We start from the raw sequence: 21,493 nt of genomic DNA, 5'->3' as shown, positions 1-21,493 counted from the left end.
GCGGCGGGAGGCGGCGGAAAGGGGGCGGTCGGCAAGGCCGGGGCCGCACCGGCCGCCGTCCCGCGGGGCGTCACCCCGCGAGGGAGGACACCCCTCCCCCACGCTCGGCCTCGCTCACGCGCGGGGACCCCCATCGCCGGCCCTCCGGCGACGTGAGCCACTCCAGCTTCGCCGCGGTGTCCGTCTCCGGGCGCGGGTTGTGCAGCACGATGGTGAGGTCGGGGCGGACCGGGATCCGCAGCTGGGTGGACTCGAAGTGCAGCGCGCCGACGCGCGGGTGGTCCATCTCCTTGTGGAGCGTCCCGCCGTCCTGGACATCGCCGCGCCCCCACAGTGCGGCGAATTCCGCACTGAGCGCGGAGGCCTCGCGCACGACCGCGTCGAAGCCCTCGTCGCCGGGCCGGGCCGAGCACGCGGCACGGTACTGGGCCACGACCACGGGGGCGATCGTCTTCCAACTGACCGACCGCGCGCGGTAGACGGGGTCGGTGAAGAACGCGATCAGGCAGTTCGGCGAGACACCGGGGCGGCCGTGCCCCAGCACCAGGTGCGCCGCGTCGTTGTGGGCGATGGTGTTCCAGTACGGGTCCATGATGTGCGCCGGGAGCGGCATCCAGGCGTCGATCAGCCGCTGCAGGCCCGCGCAGACATCGGTGAGACCCAGCTCCTCGGCGTCCAGCCGCGGCGGCGGGTTCAGCCCGGCCAGGACGTACAGATGACGCCGCTCGGCGCCGTTGAGCCGCAGCACCCGGGCGACCGAGTCCAGCACCTGCGGCGAGACCGTGATGTCACGGCCCTGCTCCAGCCACTGGTACCAGGACGCACCGACCCCGGCGAGGACGGCGACCTCCTCGCGGCGCAGTCCCGGGGTGCGGCGGCGACCGCCGTCGGGCAGGCCCGCCTCGGCCGGGGTGACCCGGGCACGGCGGCTCATCAGGAAGTCGCGCAGTTCCTGGCGTCGGCGCGTGGTGTCCTGTCTGGCAGCGTTCACGACCACGTTTCTCCCCCTGTCGGCGTGGCTGGTGGTGCGGACACCACGATAAGTTCCCGCTCCCCACGGCGTATTCCGGGACCGCAGGCTCATTGCATGCCAGTAACCGAGACCTCGCTGCCCACCGGCACCCCGCCGGGCCCGGGTCCCCTGGAGAACGCCTCCCGGACCCTCGCCGCAGCCGCCGCCGCTCCCGCCGACGTGCGGCTGACCCCGCGGGCCAAGCTCATCCTGCTTCTCCTGTGTGCGGCGCAATTCATCGTCGCGCTGGATTTCTCCATCCTGAATGTGGCGCTGCCCGTGCTCGGCAGGGACCTGGGCATGGGCCAGGCCGATCTGCAGTGGGCGGTCACCGCCTTCGCGCTGCCCTCCGGCGGCTTTCTGCTGCTCTCCGGCCGGATCGCCGATCTCTTCGGGCGGCGCAAGCTGTTCCTCATCGGGCTCGCGCTGTTCGCCGCGGCCTCGGTCCTGGCCGCGCTCGCCTGGTCCCCGACGGCGTTCCTGGCCGGGCGTGCGCTGCAGGGACTGGGCGCCGCGATCATCGTGCCCACCGGAATGTCGCTGCTGACCACCACCTTCGCCGAGGGCCCGCAGCGCGAACGCGCCCTGGGCATCAGCGGCACCCTGCTCTCGATGGGCTTCACCATCGGCATGGTGCTGGGCGGGGTGATGACGGACGTGCTGGGCTGGCGCTCGACCATGGGCCTGCTGTCCGCGGCCGGGGTGGCCGTACTGGCCGCGGCGCCGGTGCTGCTGACCGAGTCCCGCCCCCAGGGCCCGGACGGCCCGCAGCGGGCGCGGATCGATGTGCCCGGGGCGGTCACCGTCACCGGCGGGCTGCTGTCGCTGATCTACGCGCTGTCGACCGCCGCCGCGCAGGGCTTCGGCCGCCCGGACGTGCTGGTGACACTGATCGCGGGCGTGGCGCTGCTGGCCGCGTTCGTACGGGTGGAGTCGCGGGCCGACCAGCCGCTGGTGTCCCTGCCGATGCTGCGCCGCCGGACCGTCGCCTGGGGCAATCTGGCGGGTCTGACGACCTTCGCGATGATGAGCACCGTCGTCTTCCTGATGACGCTCTACCTCCAGGAAGTGCTGCGGCTGTCCGCCTTCCGGACCGGTCTGCTCTTCGGTGTGCAGGGCGTGGTCTCGGCGTTCGCCGGCCTCGTCGCCCCGAAGGTCATCGGCCGGCTGGGCGCCCGCCGCACCCTGCTGACCGGGCTGCTGCTGCAGGCCGGTTTCACGGCCGCGCTGCTGGGGCTGGGCACCGGCAGCGGAATGTGGCTGGCCCTGATCGGGGTGACCTTCGCCAGCCTCGGCCATCTGTGGGCGATCATCTCCTACGGCGTGACCGCCACCTCCGGCGTCCCGGACGCCGAGCAGGGCCTGGCGACCGGTCTGGTCACCAGCTCGCAGCAGGTGGGCATCACCCTCGGCATTCCGCTGCTGAGCGCGGCCGCCTCGGCGCATATCGCCGCGCTGCGGGCGGGCGGCAGCGGCTTCGCCGACGCCACGCTCGGCGGCATCAAGCTGGGACTGGGCCTGGACGCGGCGCTGGTCGCGGTGGTGACGCTGCTGGTCACGGCCGGGCTGCGGACGGTCCGTACGACGCGCCGCGGCTGACGGAAGAAGAAGGCTGCCCCGGTCCCCCGCGCCGGGGCAGCCTGCGCGGAAAGATTTCTTTCACGATTTCTCTCACGCAGGGCGGTCACGTTCTCGGCGACCGCCTGAAGATCTTTCCATGCGGTGCGTCGCGGAATCCAGGCCCCTCGGAAATGGCTTGCAGAACATTTCCGGTGAACTGGAGATAAGTAGCCGCATGGAGTGCGGTGGCGGGAAACGTTTTCGCCGTCACAAGGAATTACGCATCGAATTCCGCACGCGTTCAGCCGGCGGAGCGCCCGCCCGCCCAGGGCTCCTCGGCGGCGGTCGCGCCCTGGGGACGCACCGGCTCGCACAGCACCGTAATGATCTTGTTGCGGCGGCCGCCCGGTGACTCCGCGGTCAGCCGGAGCGCCTTCAGACCCGGGTCGGTCGCGTCGTCGGAGAGGTCCACCTCGGCGGTGGCGCCGGCGATGGGGACCCGGCCGAGGAGCTTGGCGAGCAGCCCACCGACCGTTTCGACGTCCTCGTCATCCAGCTCGGCCAGGCCGTACAGCTCGCCGAGGTCGCCGATGTCCAGGCGGGAGGTGACGCGATAGCGGCCGTCGCCGAGGTCTTCGACGGGCGGCAGTTCCCGGTCGTATTCGTCGGTGATCTCGCCGACGATCTCCTCCAGGATGTCCTCGATGGTGACAATGCCGGCGGTGCCGCCGTATTCGTCGATGACCACCGCGACATGATTGCGGTCCTGCTGCATTTCGCGCAGCAGATCACCGGCATTCTTGGTGTCGGGAACGAAAACGGCGGGGCGCATGGCCGTGGATACCAGCTCGTTCTCGGCGTCGCGGCTGATGTGGACCTTGCGGGCGAGGTCCTTGAGGTAGACCACGCCGACGACATCGTCCTCGTTCTCGCCGGTCACCGGGATGCGCGAGAAGCCGGAGCGCAGGGCGAGGGTCAGCGCCTGGCGGATGGTCTTGAAGCGCTCGACGGCGACCAGATCCGTCCGCGGCACCATCACCTCGCGGACGAGGGTGTCACCGAGCTGGAAGACGGAGTGCACCATCCGGCGCTCCTCGTCCTCGATCAGCGACTCCTTCTCCGCGAGGTCGACCAGCGAGCGCAGCTCGGCCTCGGAGGCGAACGGGCCCTTGCGGAAGCCCTTGCCGGGGGTGAGGGCGTTGCCGAGGAGGATCAGCAGCTGCGGGACGGGTCCCATGATGCGGGCCAGCGGCAGCAGCACATAGGCGGCGGCGGTGGCGGTGTTCAGCGGGTGCTGGCGGCCGATGGTCCGCGGCGAGACGCCGACGGCGACATAGGAGACCAGCACCATCACGGCGATGGCGACGGTCAGCGCCTGCCACGTCTTGTCGAAGGAGCGCAGACAGGCGTAGGTGACCAGGACACCGGCGGCCATCTCGCAGCCGACCCGCACCAGCAGGGCGACATTGAGATAGCGGGTGGGGTCCGCGGCGACCGCGGCGAGCTTGGCGCTGCCGCGGCGGCCGGAGCGGACGGCCTCCTCGGCCCGGAAGCTGGTCGTACGGGCCAGACCGGCCTCCGCGCAGGCGGCGAGCCAGGCGATCACGACGAGCAGGACCGCGACCGCGATCAGCTGGGTGGTCATCGGGGTGTCCCGTCAGGTCACGGTGGGGGCCGGCGAGGGGCCGGTGTGGCCCTGCTCGGTCCGCCAGCCGTCGATGATCGCCGCCTGCAGGCCGAACATCTCGGCCTTCTCGTCCGGCTCTTCGTGGTCGTAGCCGAGGAGGTGGAGCACACCGTGGACGGTGAGCAGCTGGAGCTCCTCGTCCATGCTGTGCCCGGTCGGGGCCTCCTCGCCCTGCTTCTTGGCGACCTCCGGGCACAGCACGATGTCACCGAGGAGCCCCTGCGGGGGCTCCTCGTCGTCCTTCACCGGCGGACGCAGCTCGTCCATCGGGAAGGACATGACATCGGTCGGTCCCGGCAGGTCCATCCACTGGATGTGGAGCTGCTCCATGGCCTCGGCGTCCACGACGATCACGGACAGCTCGGAGAGCGGGTGGATACGCATCCGGGCGACGGCGTAGCGGGCGACATCCAGGATGGCCTGCTCGTCGACGGCCGTGCCGGACTCGTTGTTGACGTCGATGGACATGGGGGAGTTGCTTCTCGCTTCTGGTTGCCGGGCACGGGCCGGCCGGTAGCCCCGGCCGGCCGGGGCTCACTTGCCGTTGCGGCTGTCGTACTTCTCGTAGGCGTCGACGATACGGCCGACCAGCTTGTGGCGGACCACGTCCTGGCTGGTGAGCAGGGAGAAATGCACATCGTCCACGCCGTCCAGGATGTCCCGGACCTGGCGCAGACCGCTCTTCGTGCCGCCGGGGAGGTCGACCTGGGTGACATCGCCGGTGATGACGATCTTCGATTCGAAGCCGAGGCGGGTGAGGAACATCTTCATCTGCTCGGGGTTCGTGTTCTGCGCCTCGTCGAGAATGATGAACGCGTCATTGAGCGTCCTGCCGCGCATGTACGCCAGCGGCGCGACCTCGATCGTGCCCGCGGCCATCAGGCGCGGGATGGAGTCGGGGTCGAGCATGTCGTGCAGCGCGTCGTAGAGCGGGCGCAGATACGGGTCGATCTTCTCGTAGAGGGTGCCGGGCAGGAAACCGAGCCGCTCGCCGGCCTCGACCGCGGGGCGGGTCAGGATGATGCGGTTGACCTGCTTGGCCTGCAGCGCCTGCACGGCCTTGGCCATCGCGAGGTAGGTCTTGCCGGTGCCGGCCGGGCCGATGCCGAAGACCACGGTGTGCTCGTCGATGGCGTCGACATAGCGTTTCTGGTTGAGGGTCTTGGGCCGGATCGTGCGGCCGCGGTTGGACAGGATGTTCTGGGTGAGCACCTCGGCGGGCGTCTCACTCACGGCTCCCTCGCCGTCCTCCGCCGCGCGCAGCATCGCGATGGAGCGTTCCACTGCGTCCTCCGTCATCGGTTGTCCGGTGCGGAGCACCAGCATCATCTCGTCGAAAAGGCGCTGGACGAGGGCGACTTCCCCGGCGTCGCCGACAGCGCTGACTTCATTGCCCCGGACATGGATGTCGGTCGCCGGGAAGGCTTTTTCGATCACGCGCAGAAGGGAGTCTCCGGACCCCAGGACCGTGACCATCGGGTGTTTGGCCGGGACGGTGAACTGGGCGCGTGCCTGCGGTTGCGTAGGTGTCTGAGTCATGGGGCGGCTCGGTGGCCTGCTCAACCCCCATCCTTTGCTCGTAGAGGTGCCTGCCTGCACTCGACCTGCACTCGACTCCTTGGGATACAAGAGTACGACGGGGCACTGACAGGCCCGAGGGCTTTTCCTGCCGGGGCGGGCAGCCGGGGCGCGCCCGGCCCGGTCCGGGACCGCTCAGGCCGGGCGGCGGAAGCCGATCGTGGGGACGGCGCGGGCCAGCGGGGCGGGCCGGTAGGCCGCGGGCAGCACCTCGTCCAGGAAGGCGTACTGGCGGCGCAGCGCGCCGGGCGCGCCCGCCTCGTAGCCCCGCACCTGCTGCCACCAGCCGGCGATCTCGGCCCAGCCCGGCGCGGACAGCGAGCCGCCGAACTCCTGCACGGACAGCGCGGCGCTCAGCCCCGCGAAGGCGAGCCGGTCGGTGAGCGGCCAGTCGGCGAGCGTGCCGGTGACGAACCCGGCGACGAAGACATCTCCGGCGCCCGTGGGATCCAGCGCCTCCACGGCGATGGCGGGCACCTCGGCGCTCTCGCCGGTCCGCCCGTCCACCGCGTAGGCGCCCTCCTCACCGAGCGTGACCACCGCGAGCGGCACCCGGTCGGCGAGCTTGTGGGCGGCGGCGCGCGGGCAGTCCGTACGGGTGTAGCGCATCGCCTCCTCGGCGTTGGGCAGGAACGCCTCGCAATGTTCGAGGTCGGCGAGGTCGGCCGGGTCCCAGCGGCCGGTGTCGTCCCAGCCCACATCCGCGAAGATGCGGCTGCCGCGGCCGGCCGCGCAGCCCAGCCAGCCCTCCCGCCGGCGGCCCGGCACCAGCGAGGCGATGCAGGCGCGGGACGGCGGCGGGCAGCCCGGGGCGTGCTTGCCGTCGAAGGCGAAATCGGGCGGCGGCGCCTCATGGCCGTGCGAGACCATCGTGCGCTCGCCCTCGTACGCCATGGAGACGGTGACCGGGGAGTGCCAGCCGGGGACGGTGCGTGACAGCGCCAGGTCGATGCCCTCGCCCTGTTCGAGCGCCTCCCAGCAGTACTCGCCGTAGTGGTCGTCGCCGAACGCGGCGGCGAGCGAGGTGCGCAGCCCGAGCCGGGCCAGCGCGGTGGCCATGTTGGCGACGCCGCCGGGGCTGGAGCCCATGCCGCGGGCCCAGGATTCGGTGCCGCGGACCGGTGCGGAATCCAGGCCGGTGAAGATGATGTCCAGGAAGACCGTGCCGGTGAGATAGACGTCGGTGTGCGGATCGCCGGCGGCGCGCACCCCGGCGAGCGGATCGAGGGGCGGTGGCACCGCGGCCGGGCCCGCGGGCGGTTGGTCATCGCGTCGGCTGCTCACCGTGCTCGCTCCTCTCGTATCGGCACGTGCCGCCAGTGTGCCTGATGCTGCGGTACGTTCCGCCCCATGAGGCTGACGATTCTCGGCGGGGGCGGCTTCCGGGTGCCGCTGGTCTACCGCGCGCTGCTGGACGACCCGGCACACTCCGTCTCCGAGGTGGTGCTGCACGACACCGATCCGCGCCGGGTGGCGGTGATCGCCGAGGTGCTGACGCGGCTGGCGCAGGGGCATCCGGCGCCGGTGCCCGTACGGGTCGCGGACGGCCTGGACGACGCGCTGACCGGCGCAGACTTCGTCTTCTCGGCGATCCGGGTGGGCGGCACGGCCGGCCGGATACGCGACGAGCGGATCCCGTTGTCCGAGGGGGTGCTCGGCCAGGAGACGGTCGGCGCGGGCGGTGTCCTCTACGGGCTGCGGACGGTCCCGGTGGCACTGCACATCGCCGAGCGGGTGGCGGCGCTCGCCCCGGGGGCCTGGGTCATCAACTTCACCAACCCCGCGGGCACGGTCACCGAGGCGATGTCCCAGGTGCTCGGCGACCGCGTCATCGGGATCTGCGATTCGCCGGTGGGGCTGGTGCGCCGGGCGGCGCGGGCGGCCGGCGCGGACCCGGCGGCCCTGGCGGACACGAACCGGGCGAGCTACGACTACGTGGGGCTCAACCACCTCGGCTGGCTGCGGTCGTTGACGCTGGACGGCACCGAGCTGCTGCCGGGACTGCTCGCCGACGACGCCGCACTGGGCTCCTTCGAGGAGGGCCGGCTCTTCGGCGCCGACTGGCTGCGGACCCTGGGCGCGCTCCCCAACGAGTATCTGCACTACTACTACTTCCGCCGCGAGACCCTCGGCTCCGTACGGGACACCCGGGAGACCCGCGGCGAATTCCTCGACCAGCAGCAGGGCGGCTTCTTCGAGCGGGCCGCGGCGGCCGGCGGCCCGGAGGGGGCGTACGAGCTGTGGGAGCGCACCCGGCTGGAGCGCGAGGAGACGTATATGGCGCACAGCAGGGAGGCCAGCGGCGGCTGGCAGCGCGACAGCCACGATCTGGAGGGCGGCGGCTACGACCGGGTGGCGCTGGCGTTGATGCACGCCATCGTGGGCGACAGCGGGACCCGGCTGATCCTCAACGTCCGCAACGGGACGACGGTGCCGCAGCTGGCGCCGGACGCGATCGTGGAGACGGTGTGCGAGGTGACCGCGCAGGGCGCCAGGCCGCTGCCCTGCGCGCCGCTGCGGGAGGACCAGTTGGGGCTGATGCTGCAGGTCAAGGCGGTGGAGCGGGCGACCGTGGAGGCGGCGACCTACAAGGACAGGGACGCCGCGCTGCGGGCGCTGGCGCTGCATCCGCTGGTGGACTCCCCCGCCGTGGCCGCCCGCATTCTGGAGCGGGCGGCCACGGAGGCGTGACGGCACGAAGGCGGGACGGCACGGGGGCGTGACAGCACGAAGGCGGGCAGCCACGCAGGCGTGAACGGCACGGAGGTGTGAGGCCACGGAGGCGGAAGGCCACGGAATACCCTCCGCCCCCGCCGCGTTGTGGCCCGCAAGGGGCGCGTGCACCCCCTACGGGATGTGCCCGCCCATGCCCTTAGTGGCCGCGCTTGATCCACTCCTCCAGATGTGGGGCCTCCGCCCCGATCGTCGTCGCATCGCCGTGTCCGGTACGGACCTGTGTCTCCGGCGGCAGGTCCAGCAGCCGGTCCCGGATCGAGGCCACGATCGTCGGGAAGTCCGAGAAGGACCGGCCGGTCGCGCCGGGGCCGCCCTGGAAGAGGGTGTCGCCGGTGAACACGGTGCCCAGCTCGGGGGCGTAAAGGCAGACCGCGCCGGGCGCATGGCCCGGGGTGTGCAGCACGGTCAGATCCGTACCGGCGATGGTCAGCACCTGGCCGTCCGCCAGCTCCGCGTCCGGCGAGGTGTCCGAGTGCGTCATCTTCCACAACGGCAGGTCGGCGGGGTGCAGATGGATCCGGGCGCCGGTGCGGGAGGCCAGCGCCGGGGCCGCGTCGATGTGGTCGTTGTGCCCATGGGTGCAGACGATCGCGCGCAGCGTCCGGCCGCCGAGGGCTTCGAGGATGGCGTCGGCGTCATGGGCGGCGTCGATGACGATCGCCTCGTCGTCATCGCCGACGATCCATACGTTGTTGTCGACGTCCCAGGTGCCGCCGTCGAGGGAGAAGGTTCCGGAGGTGACCAGGTGGTCGATGCGGGCCGCCATCAGAGCGTCACCACCGAACGCAGGACATCGCCCGACTCCATCCGCTCGAAGGCCTGCTCCACGTCCTCGATGCCGATCGTCTCGGTGACGAACGCCCCCAGGTCGATCCGTCCCTGGAGATGCAGATCGACCAGCATCGGGAAGTCGCGGGAGGGCAGACAGTCGCCGTACCAGGAGGATTTGAGGGCGCCGCCGCGGCCGAAGACGTCCAGGAGGGGGAGTTCCAGGGTCATGTCCGGGGTGGGGACGCCGACCAGGACGACGGTCCCGGCCAGGTCGCGGGCGTAGAACGCCTGCCGGTAGGTCTCGGGGCGGCCGACCGCGTCGATGACGACATCCGCGCCGAAGCCGCCGGTCAGCTCGCGCACCGCCTCGACGGGGTCGGTGGAGCGGGAGTTGACCGTATGGGTGGCGCCCATGGAGCGCGCGGTCTCCAGTTTGCGGTCGTCGATGTCCACCGCAATGATCTTGACTGCTCCGGCCAGCCGCGCCCCCACCACGGCCGCGTCGCCGACGCCGCCACAGCCGATGACCGCGACCGAGTCACCCCGCCCGACGCCGCCGGTGTTGATGGCGGCGCCGATGCCCGCCATCACCCCGCAGCCCAGCAGGCCGGCCGCCTCGGGCGCCATCTCCGGGTTGACCTTGGTGCACTGCCCGGAGGCGACCAGCGTCTTGTCGGCGAAGGCGCCGATGCCCAGCGCCGGGCTCAGCTCCGTGCCGTCCTTCAGGGTCATCTTCTGGCGGGCGTTGTGGGTGTCGAAGCAGTACTGGGGGCGGCCGCGCAGACACGCACGGCACTGGCCGCACACCGCCCGCCAGTTGAGGACGACGAAGTCCCCCGGCGCCACGTCGGTGACCCCGGTGCCGACCGACTCCACGATGCCGGCCGCCTCGTGCCCGAGCAGGAACGGGAAGTCGTCGTTGATGCCGCCCTGCTTGTAGTGCAGATCGGTGTGGCACACCCCGCACGCCTGAATCTTCACCACGGCCTCGCCGGGGCCCGGATCCGGCACCAGGATGGTCTCCAGCCGGACCGGTTCGTTCTTCCCCGGCGCAATCACGCCGCGCACTTCCTGTGCCATCGGGACAGCCCCTTTCAAAGATCACGTACGGGACCACTGTGGCGCACCGCCACTGAGCCGTGCCTCACCGTACGCGTGCCGGGCCACCAGGCACAGGACCACGGCCGGGTCCGTGATCTCCGGCCCGGGGCCGCCGGCCGCGCGCCCGTTCGTGGTGCCCGCCGCCGCGGACCAGCGCGACGGTGAGCGCCGCCAGGACGCCCACCACCGACAGGCCGATGAGCCCGCCGCGGGTCGATCCGGTGGCGTCCTGGAGGACCCCGAAGGCGGTCGGCGAGACGAACCCGCCGAGGTTGCCCAGGGAGTTGACCAGTGCGATGGCGGGCGCCGCGATCCGGGCGTCCAGGTAGCTCTGCGGAATCGTCCAGAAGACCGGGGAGGACGTCTTGAAGCCCATCGCCGCGAGACACAGGGCGGCCAGGGCGAACCAGGGGGACCCCAGGGTGGCCAGCAGGGTGCCGGCCGCCCCGGCCAGCAGCGCGCAGGCCAGGAAGGGACGGCGCCGGCCCGTACGGTCCGAGGCCCGCCCCGTGACGTACACCGCGGCGATCGCGCACAGCCAGGGCACCGCGACCAGCAGCCCCACCTGGAACTCGGAGAGCCCGGCGATGTCGTCGACGATGCTCGGCAGCCAGAAGGTGACCGCGTACAGGGCGAGGGAGATGGCGAAGTACAGCCAGCAGAACAGGAGCAGCTGCGGGTCGGTGAGCAGCTTCCAGCGGGAGACCTTCGCGGTGCCGCGCGCGGCGGTGCGGGCCGCCTGTTCGGCGTCGATCGCCGTCGCGAGCGCGGCCTTCTCCGGGCCGGTGAGCCAGGTGGCGTCCTCCAGGCGGTTGTCCAGGAAGCGGAAGACGACCAGGCCGAGCAGTACGGAGACCACGCCTTCGATGAAGAACATCCACTGCCAGCCGCTGTGGCCCAGCAGCCCGTGCATCTCCAGCAGGGCCCCGGACAGCGGTCCGGCGATGACGGCGGCGGTGCCCGAGCCCATCAGGAAGATCGCGGTGGCCCGGCCGCGGTCGGCGTCCGGCAGCCAGCGGGCGAAGTAGTAGATGACCGCGGGAAAGAATCCCGCCTCCGCGACACCGAGGAGAAAGCGCAGCGCGTAGAACATCTCGGTGCTGGTCACCCAGGCCATGGCGGTGGCCACCAGACCCCAGGTGATCATGATCCGGGTGAGCCAGAGCTTCGCGCCGAATCGCTCCATGAGCAGGTTGCTGGGCACTTCGAAGAGCGCATACGCGACGAAGAACAGGCCGGCGCCGAAGCCGAAGGCGGCCGCGGAGATGCCGACGTCGGCGCGCAACTGGTCCTGGGCGAAGCCGATGTTGACGCGGTCGACGTAGTTGGCGACGAACATCACGAAGAACAGCGGGACGACGCGCTTGAAGATCTTCCCCACGGCGCCCTGCAGATGCGGGTCGCGGGGCTCCTGAGGGGCGGGGTGGTCCGGGGCGGTGCTCACATGCGACTCCGTTGTCGTCCGGCCGCCCAGGGACGGCCGGGGAGTTGGGGCGGGCCCCCGGGGGTCACCAGCGGGGCATGGCGGGGGCGGCCCAGTCCGGGTCGGCCAGCCGCATCGCCGCGGCGTCATCGCGGTCGCGCAGGCCGCCGTCGTCGGCCAGCCAGCGGCGGTGCAGTACGGCGAGCCGGTCGCAGTCGAGGGTGACGCCGAGGCCGGGGGCGTCGCTGACGTCCACCCGGCCGTCGCGGAAGGTGAGCCGCTCGGTGAGGACGTCCTCGGTCTGCCAGGGGTAGTGGCTGTCGCAGGCGTAGTCGAGGTTGGGCACGGTCGCCGCGACCTGGGTCATCGCGGCGAGGCTGATACCGAGGTGGGTGTTGGAGTGCATGGACAGGCCGACGCCGAAGGTGCGGCAGACGGCGGCGAGTTCACGGGTGGCGCGCAGCCCGCCCCAGTAGTGGTGGTCGGAGAGCACCACCTGGACGGCGCCCCGGGTGAACGCCTCGGCGATCTCGTCGAAGGTCGTCACGCACATGTTCGTGGCGAGCGGGAGCGGTGTGGCGGCGGCCACCTCCGCCATCCGGAACGTACCGCTCGCCGGGTCCTCCAGGTACTCCAGGACGTCCCGCAGCTCCTCCGCCACCGCCAGCGAAGTCCGTACGCTCCAGGCGCCGTTGGGGTCGAGCCGCAGCGGCTGCCCGGGGAACTCGGCGGCCAGCGCCCGGACCGCGGCGATCTCCTGCGCGGGTGCGAAGACCCCGCCCTTGAGCTTGAAGGACGTGAAGCCGTAGGTGTCGGCGAACCGGCGCGCCTGGGAGACGACGCCGGCCGGGTCGAGCGCCGCGCCCCAGTCGTCACGCTCCCCCCGGCCGCCGGGGTGCCCGGCCCAGCGGTAGAAGAGGTAGGCGCTGAACTCCACGCGGTCGCGGACCTTGCCGCCGAGCAGGGCGTGCACGGGCAGTCCGGCGGACCGGCCCCAGGCGTCCAGGCAGGCGACCTCGAAGCCGGAGAGGACGGACAGCCGCAGCTTGTCGGCGGTCTGGACGCCGCGCAGCCCGCCGACGTCCACCGCGTCGGCGCCGGTCGCGGCCGGTGAGTCACCGCACACCTCGGCGGCGAGCGCGGGCAGGGCGTTCAGGTCCGTGACCGACCGGCCGATCAGCGCACTGGCCAACGGCTGGGCCAGCTCCAGGTACTTGGTGTCCCCGTAGGTCTCGCCGAGCCCGGTGGCACCGTCCTCGGTGGTCAGCTCGATGATCAGCCGGGGGGTATAAGGCTGGTGCACGCCCTGGATGTTCAGCAGCGGCGGATCGGCCACCAGGATCGGGGTGAGCCGGACCTCGGTGATCGTGAGGCGGTTCTTGGCGTCCGTCATCCAGGAGGCTCCTACGCGATCGAGGGCTGTTTTCATATGTAGATGGCGTCTACAGATGGAGTTGGAGGTTAGGGAGCCCGCCTCACGACCGTCAAGAGCCCGCACCGCATGAGCCTTTACCAAGGGTTGAATCTTCGCGCGTAGATACCGAAATGAGGCTCTGTTAGACCTACGGAGTCCCGTTCATGTCTTCTTGAGGAGCCGCGCATGCCGCGCCCCGCCCGTTTCCGCCCCGCCCTCTCCCGAAGGGCCCGCCTCGGCGCCACGACGGTCGCCGCCCTCGTCGCCGGCACCGCGGTCTTCGGCATCGGCCAGGCCACCGCCGAACACTCCGTGCCGCGCACCGACAAGGAGATCCCCAACCTCACGCAGGTGCAGGACAAGATCAAGGCGTACTACGGCGACACGGTGACGGCGGACGGCGAGCACTACGCCTCCCCGCACAGCAACTACGCACGTCAGGTCCACGGCATCGAGGCCAAGGCGCGCGGCTATCTGTCCAGGGCCCTCGCGCAGCACGGCCGGACGGGCAAGCAGGCCAAGCCGGCCATCGTCCTCGACATGGACGACACCACCCTGCTCACCTACAACTACGAGCTCCAGGTCGGCTTCCACTACACCGAGGAGAGCCAGGACAAGTACCTGGCCCACACCGACATGGACCCCGTCTTCGGCATGAACCGGCTCGTCAACTGGGCCCACGACAAGGGCGCCGAGGTGTTCTTCCTGACCGGCCGCAAGGAGGCGCAGCGCGACTGGAGCGTCCGCAACCTCAAGAACGTCGGCTACGGCGTGCCCCTGGACCGCCGGCACGTCTACCTGAAGAACAAGGAGCACCCGCCGGCCTACCTGCCCTGCGGCGCCACCTGCACCACCGTCGAGTACAAGTCGGGCACCCGCAAGCACATCGAGTCCCTCGGCTACCGGGTCGTCGCCAACTTCGGTGACCAGTACAGCGATCTGAACGGCGGCGCCGGGGACCGGACGTTCAAGCTGCCGAACCCGATGTACTACCTGCCGTAGGAAGCGGCGCGCGCCCGGCGGACCGCCCTCCGCCGGGCGTTCAGCGCCGCTTGGGCACCGGCACCCGCATCAGGTCCTTGGCGATGGTCAACTCCCCCGTGAAGCCCGCCGCGCGGGCCTGCCGCTCGAACTCCGCGGGGTCGTCGTAACGCTGCGAGAAGTGCGTCAGCACGAGGTGCCGCACCCCCGCCGACGCCGCCACCTCCGCCGCCTGCCCGGCGGTCAAGTGCCCGTGGTCGAGGGCAAGTTGGACGTCCTCGTCCAGGAACGTCGACTCGATCACGAGCATGTCCGCCCCCTCGGCGAGCGCATGGACGCCCTCGCACAGCCGGGTGTCCATGACGAACGCGAACCGCTGGCCGGGGCGCTGCTCGCTCACCTCGTCGAGGGTGACGCCGTTCAGCTCGCCGAGCCGCTGGAGGCGCCCGACGTCCGGTCCGGCGATGCCGTGCGCCGCCAGCCGCTCCGGCAGCATCCGGCGGGAGTCCGGTTCGATGAGGCGGTATCCGTACGACTCGACCGGGTGCGAGAGCTTGCGCGCCTCCAGGACGTACGACGCCGAGCGCTCCAGCTCACCGTCGACGGCCACCGGCCGCTGGACCAGGTGGACCGTCTCCCGGTACGCGGTGGCATAGCGCAGCCGGTCGAAGAAGTGCTCGCCGCTCGCCGGGTAGTGGGCGGTGACCGGGTGCGGCACCCGGTCGAGGTTGATCCGCTGGATCACCCCGGCCAGGCCGAGCGAGTGGTCGCCGTGGAAATGCGTGATGCAGATCCGGTGGAGGTCGTGGGCGGCGACCCCGGCGCGCAGCATCTGGCGCTGGGTCCCCTCGCCGGGGTCGAAGAGCAGCCCCTGGCCGTCCCAGCGCAGCACATAGCCGTTGTGGTTGCGGTGCCGCGTGGGGACCTGGCTCGCGGTGCCGAGGACCACCAATTCACGTACGGACACGGTCGCTTACCCCGGGGGCCACTGGAGGCCGCGGCCGCCGAGCACGTGCAGGTGGGCGTGGAAGACGGTCTGGCCCGCGCCGGCGCCGGTGTTGAAGACGACCCGGTAGCCCCTGTCCTCGACCTTGTCCTCGGCGGCGACCTCGCGGGACTCGCGCAGTATGTCGGCGACGATCTGCGGTTCGGCGGCGGCCAGGTTCGCGGCGTCCGGGTAGTGCACCTTGGGGATCACCAGGACGTGCGTGGGCGCCTGGGGGTTGATGTCGCGGAACGCGACGGTGGTGTCCGTCTCCCGGACGATGGTCGCCGGTACCTCCCCCGCCACGATCTTGCAGAACAGGCAGTCGGCCTGCGGTTCTCCCGCCACCGGCGGCACCTCCCAGGTCTTGGTCGTACGCACGGTGCGCACGGCCTCGGATGCTACCGGGCGGGCCGCACCCGAGGGCCCACCCCACCCCACGCCGCGCGGCTTCCCCGCCCCGCACGGCCCGCCGCACGGGAGCGCCCGCGGCCGGCTCCGCCACGGCCGCGACGGCGGATCGGCGCGTGCACGCCTAAGCTGGCCGGTGATCGCTTACGCCCACAACCGGGAGTTATGCACCATGGCAACCACGCGCACCGCCACGACCCACTGGGAAGGCAACCTCCTGGAGGGCAAGGGCACCGTCGCCCTGGACTCCTCCAAGGTCGGTACCTACGACGTGAACTGGCCCGCCCGCGCGGAGCAGCCCGAGGGCGTCACCAGCCCCGAGGAGCTGATCGCGGCGGCCCACTCCTCCTGCTACTCCATGGCCTTCTCGCACGGCCTGGCGGGCAAGGGCTACACCGTCGAGGCCCTGGACACCCGGGCGGATGTCACCTTCCAGCCGGGCGAGGGCATCACCGCCATCGCACTGACCGTCAAGGCCCGCGTCCCCGGTCTGTCCGAGGAGGACTTCCGGGCGGCGGCCGAGGACGCCAAGGCCAACTGCCCGGTGAGCCAGGCGCTGGCGGGCGTCAAGAACATCACGCTGGCGGCAGAGCTGATCTGACCCGGCAGCCGCCCGGGGCCGGTCACCGCACACCCAACGGGGGTGCGCCGACGGGCCCTTGGGGCGGCCGGCGCGCCGCCGCCCCGCCCGGGTACGCCCCGTACACGGACGATGCTCCGCCGCGATAGGGCGCCGCACTGGACGCCACGGTCCGATCCGGACCGACCTCGGGGCCGATCCGGGCCGATCCGGAAGCCGTGCGCTAGCTCCAGCGCCCCGTGCGCCCCAGCAGCAGCGCCGTGGCCGCGGTGCCCGCCGTGGAGGTGCGCAGCACGGTCGTCCCCAGGCGGTAGGGCTTGGCGCCGGCCTCGGCGAAGAGGGTGAGCTCCTCCGGGGAGACTCCGCCCTCCGGCCCGACGACGAGCACGATCCGGCCCTCGGCGGGGAGTTCGGCGGTGGCGAGCGGCGAGCTGCCCTCCTCGTGGAGGACGGCCGCGAAATCGGCGTCGGCGAGCAGGGTGGCCACCTGCTTGGTCGTCAGCGGGTCCGCGACCTCGGGGAAGGTCAGCCGACGCGACTGCTTGCCCGCCTCGCGGGCGGTGGCGCGCCATTTGCCCAGCGCCTTGGCGGCCCGCTCGCCCTTCCACTGGGTGACGCAACGCGCCGCCGCCCAGGGCACGATGCCGTCCACCCCGGTCTCGGTCATCGTCTCGACGGCCAGCTCGCCGCGGTCGCCCTTGGGGAGCGCCTGGACGACGGTGATCGTGGGGTTCGGCGGGGCCTCGGTGCGCAGCTCCGTGACCGCGACGGTGAGCCGGTCCTTGCCCTCGACGGCGGCGACCGTGCCGTGCGCGCCCGCACCGTGGCCGTCCGTCAGGACGACCTCCTCACCGACCCGCAGCCGGCGCACCGACACCGCGTGCCGGCCCTCGGGGCCGTCCAGGGTCAGGGTGCCGCCGGCCCGTACGTCCGCGAGCGAATCGACGAGGAATACCGGCGCGGTCATGAGGCTCTGCCGGCACCCGGGAGGCTCAACGCGGCGCGCGCCGCGTCCAGTTCGACCGCCAGTACTTCCACGAGCCGCGCGGCGGGCAGCTCCCGCGCCAGCCGGTGCCCCTGTCCCGCCCACAGGTTCATGCCCTGCGCGTCGCCCGCCTTGGCCGCGGCCTTGCGCACGGTGGAGGTGAGGTAGTGGACGGCCGGGTAGGCGGCCGGGGCGTACGGGCCGTGCTCGCGCATGAAGCGGTTCACCAGTCCGCGGGCCGGCCGCCCGGAGAACGCCCGGGTCAACTCCGTATGCGTGAACAGCGGGTTGGTCAGTGCGTGCTTGTGCAGCGGGTTGGCGCCCGACTCCGGGGTGGCGAGGAAGGCGGTGCCCAGCTGCGCCATGCTCGCCCCGGCGGCCAGCACCGACGCGATCTGCGCCCCGCGCATCAGCCCGCCCGCGGCGATCACCGGGATCTGCACGGCCTCGTGGACCTGGCCGAGCAGCGCCAGCAGGCCCAGCCCCGAGCCGGTCCCGTCCGCATGCGGATCGTCCCGGTGGGTGCCCTGGTGGCCGCCGGCCTCCACGCCCTGCACACACACCGCGTCGGCGCCCGACCACTGCGCGGCCTGCGCCTCGGCGGCGGTGGTGACCGTGACGACCGTGTACGTACCGAGCTTGGCGAAGGCGTCGAGGACGGCGCGCGAGGGACAGCCGAAGGTGAAGGACACCACCGGCACCGGGTCGTCCCGCAGGATCGCGAGCTTGGCCTCGTAGCCGTCGTCGATGGGCCCGTCGGTGTCACCTAGCTCGGTCTCGTACCAGGTGGCCTCGCCCGCGAGTTGCTCGCGGTAGACCTCGACGACGGAGCCGTCGGCCAGCGAGGGCTGCGGCATGAAGAGATTGACGCCGAAGGGCCGGCCGGTCAGCGACCGCAGCTGTTTGATCTCCTGATACATGCCGTCGGCGGTTTTGTAGCCGGCGGCGAGGAAGCCGAGACCGCCGGCGCCGCAGACGGCGGCGGCCAGCCCGGGTCCTGAGCCGCCTCCCGCCATCGGGGCCTGCACGATCGGGTAGCGGCAGAGATCGGTCAGTGCGGTGGGCATGAGCACATCGTGTCACGCCCACCGCGCCGTTCCGAACCGGGTCCGAGGCCGCTGCGCCGCAGCGCGAACGGCTTCGGCTCCCCGGGCCGACCTGGGGCTATCGCCCGTTGAACGCATCCTTCAGCCGCGAGAACAAGCCCTGCTGCCCCGGCTGGAACTGCCCCGTGGGCCGTTCCTCCCCGCGGAGCTTGGCCAGCCGCCGCAGCGCCTCTTCCTGATCGGGGTCGAGCTTGGACGGCGTCATCACCTCGACATGGACGATGAGATCGCCCCGGCCGCCGCCGCGCAGATGCGTCACCCCGCGCTGGTGCAGCGGGATCGACTGGCCGGACTGGGTACCGGGCCGGACATCGATCTCCTCCACCCCGTCCAGCGTCTCCAGCGGACACTTCGTGCCCAGCGCCGCCGCTGTCATCGGGATGGTGACCGTGCAGTGCAGATCGTCGCCGCGCCGCTGGAAGACCGAGTGCGCCAGCTCGTGGATCTCCACATAGAGATCACCGGCGGGGCCGCCGCCGGGGCCGACCTCGCCCTCGCCCGCGAGCTGGATGCGGGTGCCGTTGTCGACACCGGCCGGGATCTTGACGGTCAGCGTGCGGCGGGAGCGGATCCGGCCGTCGCCGGCGCACTCGTGGCACGGGGTCGGCACGACCGTGCCGAAGCCCTGGCACTGCGGGCACGGCCTGGACGTCATGACCTGGCCGAGGAAGGACCGGGTGACCTGCGAGACCTCACCGCGGCCGCGGCACATGTCGCAGGTCTGCGCCGAGGTGCCGGGCGCCGCGCCCTCGCCGCTGCAGGTCGTGCAGACGACGGCGGTGTCGACCTGGAGGTCCTTGGTCGTGCCGAAGGCCGCTTCGTTCAGCTCGATGTCGAGCCGGATCATGGCGTCCTGGCCGCGGCGGGTGCGCGAGCGCGGCCCGCGCTGCGACGCGGTGCCGAAGAACGCGTCCATGATGTCGGAGAAGTTGCCGAAGCCCGCGCCGAAGCCGCCCGCGCCCTGGCCGCCGCCGGCCTGCGAGAGCGGGTCGCCGCCGAGGTCGTAGACCTGCTTCTTCTGCGGGTCCGACAGGACCTCGTAAGCGGCGTTGATCTCCTTGAACCGCTCCTGGGTCTTGGGATCCGGGTTCACGTCCGGGTGCAGCTCACGCGCCAGCCGACGGAAGGCCTTCTTGATCTGTTCCTGCGAGGCATCACGGCTGATGCCGAGGACCGAGTAATAATCCGTGGCCACTTACGACTCCGCGAGGATTTGTCCGACGTAACGTGCCACTGCGCGTACCGCTCCCATCGTTCCGGGGTAGTCCATGCGGGTCGGTCCGACCACGCCGAGTTTGGCGACTGCCTCGTCGCCCGAACCGTAGCCGACCGTGACGACCGATGTGGACGCCAGGCCTTCATGGGCATTCTCATGCCCGATACGTACGGTCATGCCCGAGTCGTTGGCCTCCCCGAGCAGCTTGAGCATCACCACATGCTCCTCAAGGGCCTCCAGCACGGGCCGGATCGTCAGGGGGAAATCGTGCCCGAAGCGCGTGAGATTGGCGGTACCGCCGATCATCAGCCGCTCTTCGGTCTCTTCCACCAAAGTTTCCAGCAACACCGACAGCACTGTCGAGACCGTGCCGCGGTCGTCCTGCTCGAAGGACTCCGGGAGATCCTGCACCAACTGCGGCACATCCGCGAACCGGCGGCCGACGACCCGGCTGTTGAGCCGCGCCCGCAGATCCGCCAGGGAGGTTTCGCCGAACGGTGCCTGGCAGTCGATGATCCGCTGCTCGACCCGGCCGGTGTCCGTGATCAGTACGAGCATCAGCCGGGCCGGGGCCAGGGCCAGCAGCTCGACATGCCGGACCGTGGACCGGGTCAGGGACGGATACTGCACGACGGCGACCTGCCGGGTCAGCTGCGCCAGCAGCCGGACCGTGCGGCCCACCATGTCGTCGAGGTCGACGGCGCCGTCCAGGAAATTCTGGATCGCCCGCCGCTCCGGGCTGGACAGCGGCTTGACGCCGGCCAGCTTGTCGACGAACAGGCGGTAGCCCTTGTCGGTCGGGATCCGCCCGGCGCTGGTGTGCGGCTGGGCGATGAACCCCTCGTCCTCCAGGGCCGCCATGTCGTTGCGGATGGTGGCCGGGGAGACCCCGAGCCGATGGCGCTCGGTGAGCGCCTTGGAGCCGACCGGCTCCTCCGTCCCGACGTAGTCCTGGACGATGGCGCGCAGCACCTCCAGCCTGCGTTCACTGAGCATCCCGCGCACCTCCAGTCCGGCCGTCCGCCGTCTCGTCTCTCCTGGCACTCACGCAAGCCGAGTGCCAGACCCTGAGCCAGTGTACGGCCGGGTAGCACGGCTGCGGCAAGGGCGGCCGCGCGGAGTACTTGCCCGATGACCGTGTTCGGTCGATCTGTCGGGCAACGCTATCGCGATGGCGCTAGCGTCTCGGTATGCACACTGCTTGGGAAGAGGCCGGTTGGGAACGACTCGGTGACGGCGTCGCCAGGCGCCGGATGCCGGGCTGGGACGAGACGGTCGGGGTGATCGCCGGGACCACCGGCGTCATGATCGTCGACACCGGCGCGACCCTTCGCGACGGCGCGGATCTGCGCCGGTCGATCCGTGGCGTACTGGGCCGGGAAGTGACGCATGTCGCGCTCACCCATCCGCATTTCGATCATGTCCTGGGCACGGCCGCCTTCGCGGGCGTCGAGGTGTTCGGCGCGGCCGGCCTTGGCGAGCTGCTCCGGCGCGAGAAGGACGAGCTGCGGCGGACCGCGGTCCGCGAGGGCGTCGAGGCGGATGCCGCCGCGGAGGCCGCCGATCTGCTCGTCGCCCCGCACCACCACGTGCACGGCCAGCTGACCGTCGAGCTCGGCGACCGGCAGGTGCTGCTCGCCAACGTCGGCCCCGGGCACACCGCCCACGATCTGGCCGTCCTGGTACCGGGCCGGCGCGGGGAAGCGGAGATCGTCTTCTGCGGGGATCTGGTCGAGGAGTCCGGCGAGCCCCAGGCGGGCCCCGACGCGCTGCCCCAGCAGTGGCCCGGCGCGCTGGAGCGGCTGCTGGCCCTCGGCGGTGAGGACGCACGGTACGTTCCCGGCCATGGCGCCGTGGTGGACGCCCCGTTCGTCCGTGCCCAACGCGACGCCCTGGCCGCCCGCTTCGGCGTCGCGCCTTCCTGACCGCCGCCCGTTTCGGCATCGC

At 71.6% G+C, this 21,493-nt stretch carries 20 protein-coding genes; 5 read left to right on the top strand and 15 right to left on the bottom strand.

The features are described 5' to 3' along the window. Positions 1–70: 70 nt before the first annotated feature. On the bottom strand, positions 71–934 hold the full coding sequence (locus tag ACGFWI_RS10315) for a helix-turn-helix transcriptional regulator (protein ID WP_393905716.1): 864 nt from the start codon (positions 932–934) through the stop codon (positions 71–73). A gap of 153 nt (positions 935–1,087) precedes the next feature. Here ACGFWI_RS10315 and ACGFWI_RS10310 point away from each other — a divergent pair, with 153 nt between their 5' ends. Beyond that, positions 1,088–2,611 (top strand): MFS transporter, encoded by a 1,524-nt coding sequence (locus tag ACGFWI_RS10310; RefSeq protein WP_393905510.1) that lies wholly within the window; start codon positions 1,088–1,090, stop codon positions 2,609–2,611. A gap of 262 nt (positions 2,612–2,873) precedes the next feature. Here ACGFWI_RS10310 and ACGFWI_RS10305 read toward each other — a convergent pair whose 3' ends face one another. From ACGFWI_RS10305 to ACGFWI_RS10290, 4 genes are all read right to left on the bottom strand, one after another. Then, complete coding sequence (locus tag ACGFWI_RS10305) at positions 2,874–4,217, bottom strand: hemolysin family protein (protein WP_393905509.1); 1,344 nt, start codon at positions 4,215–4,217, stop codon at positions 2,874–2,876. Positions 4,218–4,229: 12 nt separating this feature from the next. Further along, a complete protein-coding gene (gene ybeY / locus ACGFWI_RS10300) occupies positions 4,230–4,727 on the bottom strand; it encodes an rRNA maturation RNase YbeY (protein WP_393905508.1) in 498 nt (165 codons plus the stop codon). Positions 4,728–4,793: 66 nt separating this feature from the next. After that, positions 4,794–5,798, bottom strand: a complete 1,005-nt coding sequence (locus ACGFWI_RS10295) for a PhoH family protein (protein ID WP_030984499.1) — start codon at positions 5,796–5,798, stop codon at positions 4,794–4,796. Between the two features lie 174 nt (positions 5,799–5,972). Beyond that, the gene (locus tag ACGFWI_RS10290) at positions 5,973–7,121 is read right to left on the bottom strand and encodes a carbohydrate kinase family protein (protein WP_393905507.1); all 1,149 of its coding nucleotides are present in this window, start codon (positions 7,119–7,121) and stop codon (positions 5,973–5,975) included. Between the two features lie 66 nt (positions 7,122–7,187). On the opposite strand from ACGFWI_RS10290, the gene ACGFWI_RS10285 reads away from it, so the two are divergent. Next, complete coding sequence (locus ACGFWI_RS10285) at positions 7,188–8,528, top strand: 6-phospho-beta-glucosidase (protein ID WP_393905506.1); 1,341 nt, start codon at positions 7,188–7,190, stop codon at positions 8,526–8,528. Positions 8,529–8,709: 181 nt separating this feature from the next. Here the strand turns inward: ACGFWI_RS10285 and ACGFWI_RS10280 are convergent, their stop codons facing one another. From ACGFWI_RS10280 to ACGFWI_RS10265, 4 genes are all read right to left on the bottom strand, one after another. Then, the gene (locus ACGFWI_RS10280) at positions 8,710–9,339 is read right to left on the bottom strand and encodes an MBL fold metallo-hydrolase (protein WP_393905505.1); all 630 of its coding nucleotides are present in this window, start codon (positions 9,337–9,339) and stop codon (positions 8,710–8,712) included. Then, complete coding sequence (locus ACGFWI_RS10275; RefSeq protein ID WP_393905504.1) at positions 9,339–10,424, bottom strand: S-(hydroxymethyl)mycothiol dehydrogenase; 1,086 nt, start codon at positions 10,422–10,424, stop codon at positions 9,339–9,341. The genes ACGFWI_RS10280 and ACGFWI_RS10275 overlap by 1 nt, the downstream gene beginning before the upstream one ends. A 64-nt stretch (positions 10,425–10,488) precedes the next feature. Beyond that, positions 10,489–11,784 carry an MFS transporter gene (locus tag ACGFWI_RS10270; protein ID WP_393905715.1) on the bottom strand — a complete coding sequence of 432 codons (1,296 nt, stop codon included), beginning with the start codon at positions 11,782–11,784 and terminating at the stop codon, positions 10,489–10,491. Between the two features lie 169 nt (positions 11,785–11,953). After that, positions 11,954–13,261, bottom strand: coding sequence for a glucarate dehydratase family protein (locus ACGFWI_RS10265; RefSeq protein ID WP_393905503.1), 1,308 nt, complete (start codon positions 13,259–13,261; stop codon positions 11,954–11,956). Positions 13,262–13,468: 207 nt separating this feature from the next. Here ACGFWI_RS10265 and ACGFWI_RS10260 point away from each other — a divergent pair, with 207 nt between their 5' ends. Next, on the top strand, positions 13,469–14,284 hold the full coding sequence (locus tag ACGFWI_RS10260) for an HAD family acid phosphatase (protein ID WP_393905502.1): 816 nt from the start codon (positions 13,469–13,471) through the stop codon (positions 14,282–14,284). Positions 14,285–14,324: 40 nt separating this feature from the next. Here ACGFWI_RS10260 and ACGFWI_RS10255 read toward each other — a convergent pair whose 3' ends face one another. Next, positions 14,325–15,230 carry a ribonuclease Z gene (locus tag ACGFWI_RS10255; protein WP_393905501.1) on the bottom strand — a complete coding sequence of 302 codons (906 nt, stop codon included), beginning with the start codon at positions 15,228–15,230 and terminating at the stop codon, positions 14,325–14,327. A 6-nt stretch (positions 15,231–15,236) separates the two neighbouring features. After that, positions 15,237–15,596, bottom strand: a complete 360-nt coding sequence (locus tag ACGFWI_RS10250) for a histidine triad nucleotide-binding protein (protein ID WP_393905714.1) — start codon at positions 15,594–15,596, stop codon at positions 15,237–15,239. 235 nt (positions 15,597–15,831) lie between these two features. Between ACGFWI_RS10250 and ACGFWI_RS10245 the strand changes: the two genes are divergently transcribed. Continuing rightward, positions 15,832–16,260, top strand: a complete 429-nt coding sequence (locus ACGFWI_RS10245; RefSeq protein ID WP_393905500.1) for an OsmC family protein — start codon at positions 15,832–15,834, stop codon at positions 16,258–16,260. Positions 16,261–16,462: 202 nt separating this feature from the next. On the opposite strand, the gene ACGFWI_RS10240 is transcribed toward ACGFWI_RS10245, so the two are convergent. The 4 genes from ACGFWI_RS10240 to hrcA form a co-directional block, all read right to left on the bottom strand. Next, positions 16,463–17,206: a 16S rRNA (uracil(1498)-N(3))-methyltransferase gene (locus ACGFWI_RS10240; protein WP_393905499.1), complete on the bottom strand. Its 744-nt coding sequence runs from the start codon at positions 17,204–17,206 to the stop codon at positions 16,463–16,465. Next, a complete protein-coding gene (locus ACGFWI_RS10235) occupies positions 17,203–18,291 on the bottom strand; it encodes a nitronate monooxygenase (protein WP_393905498.1) in 1,089 nt (362 codons plus the stop codon). Before ACGFWI_RS10235 ends, ACGFWI_RS10240 begins: the two co-directional genes overlap by 4 nt. Before the next feature lie 97 nt (positions 18,292–18,388). After that, complete coding sequence (gene dnaJ / locus ACGFWI_RS10230) at positions 18,389–19,525, bottom strand: molecular chaperone DnaJ (RefSeq protein ID WP_393905497.1); 1,137 nt, start codon at positions 19,523–19,525, stop codon at positions 18,389–18,391. Next, entirely contained in the window at positions 19,526–20,542 is a 1,017-nt protein-coding gene (hrcA, locus tag ACGFWI_RS10225) for a heat-inducible transcriptional repressor HrcA (RefSeq protein ID WP_393905496.1), read from the bottom strand. It lies immediately after the preceding gene. A 194-nt stretch (positions 20,543–20,736) separates the two neighbouring features. Between hrcA and ACGFWI_RS10220 the strand changes: the two genes are divergently transcribed. Further along, complete coding sequence (locus ACGFWI_RS10220; protein ID WP_393905495.1) at positions 20,737–21,471, top strand: MBL fold metallo-hydrolase; 735 nt, start codon at positions 20,737–20,739, stop codon at positions 21,469–21,471. The last annotated feature ends 22 nt before the right edge of the window (positions 21,472–21,493 follow it).

Origin of the sequence: Streptomyces sp. NPDC048434 (genome assembly GCF_043200375.1) — a bacterium.
Taxonomy (GTDB): Bacteria; Actinomycetota; Actinomycetes; order Streptomycetales; family Streptomycetaceae; genus Streptomyces.
Note: the sequence above shows the minus strand (reverse complement) of the source record. Positions and strands in the feature narration are given on the sequence as shown.

Coding starts and splice junctions, on each gene's coding strand:
- ACGFWI_RS10315 (WP_393905716.1), bottom strand. CDS start 934: ATGAGCCGCCGTGCCCGGGTCACCCCGGCCGAGGCGGGCCTGCCCGAC.
- ACGFWI_RS10310 (WP_393905510.1), top strand. CDS start 1,088: ATGCCAGTAACCGAGACCTCGCTGCCCACCGGCACCCCGCCGGGCCCG.
- ACGFWI_RS10305 (WP_393905509.1), bottom strand. CDS start 4,217: ATGACCACCCAGCTGATCGCGGTCGCGGTCCTGCTCGTCGTGATCGCC.
- ybeY (WP_393905508.1), bottom strand. CDS start 4,727: ATGTCCATCGACGTCAACAACGAGTCCGGCACGGCCGTCGACGAGCAG.
- ACGFWI_RS10295 (WP_030984499.1), bottom strand. CDS start 5,798: ATGACTCAGACACCTACGCAACCGCAGGCACGCGCCCAGTTCACCGTC.
- ACGFWI_RS10285 (WP_393905506.1), top strand. CDS start 7,188: ATGAGGCTGACGATTCTCGGCGGGGGCGGCTTCCGGGTGCCGCTGGTC.
- ACGFWI_RS10280 (WP_393905505.1), bottom strand. CDS start 9,339: ATGGCGGCCCGCATCGACCACCTGGTCACCTCCGGAACCTTCTCCCTC.
- ACGFWI_RS10275 (WP_393905504.1), bottom strand. CDS start 10,424: ATGGCACAGGAAGTGCGCGGCGTGATTGCGCCGGGGAAGAACGAACCG.
- ACGFWI_RS10270 (WP_393905715.1), bottom strand. CDS start 11,784: ATGTTCGTCGCCAACTACGTCGACCGCGTCAACATCGGCTTCGCCCAG.
- ACGFWI_RS10265 (WP_393905503.1), bottom strand. CDS start 13,261: ATGACGGACGCCAAGAACCGCCTCACGATCACCGAGGTCCGGCTCACC.
- ACGFWI_RS10260 (WP_393905502.1), top strand. CDS start 13,469: ATGCCGCGCCCCGCCCGTTTCCGCCCCGCCCTCTCCCGAAGGGCCCGC.
- ACGFWI_RS10245 (WP_393905500.1), top strand. CDS start 15,832: ATGGCAACCACGCGCACCGCCACGACCCACTGGGAAGGCAACCTCCTG.
- ACGFWI_RS10240 (WP_393905499.1), bottom strand. CDS start 17,206: ATGACCGCGCCGGTATTCCTCGTCGATTCGCTCGCGGACGTACGGGCC.
- ACGFWI_RS10235 (WP_393905498.1), bottom strand. CDS start 18,291: ATGCCCACCGCACTGACCGATCTCTGCCGCTACCCGATCGTGCAGGCC.
- hrcA (WP_393905496.1), bottom strand. CDS start 20,542: ATGCTCAGTGAACGCAGGCTGGAGGTGCTGCGCGCCATCGTCCAGGAC.
- ACGFWI_RS10220 (WP_393905495.1), top strand. CDS start 20,737: ATGCACACTGCTTGGGAAGAGGCCGGTTGGGAACGACTCGGTGACGGC.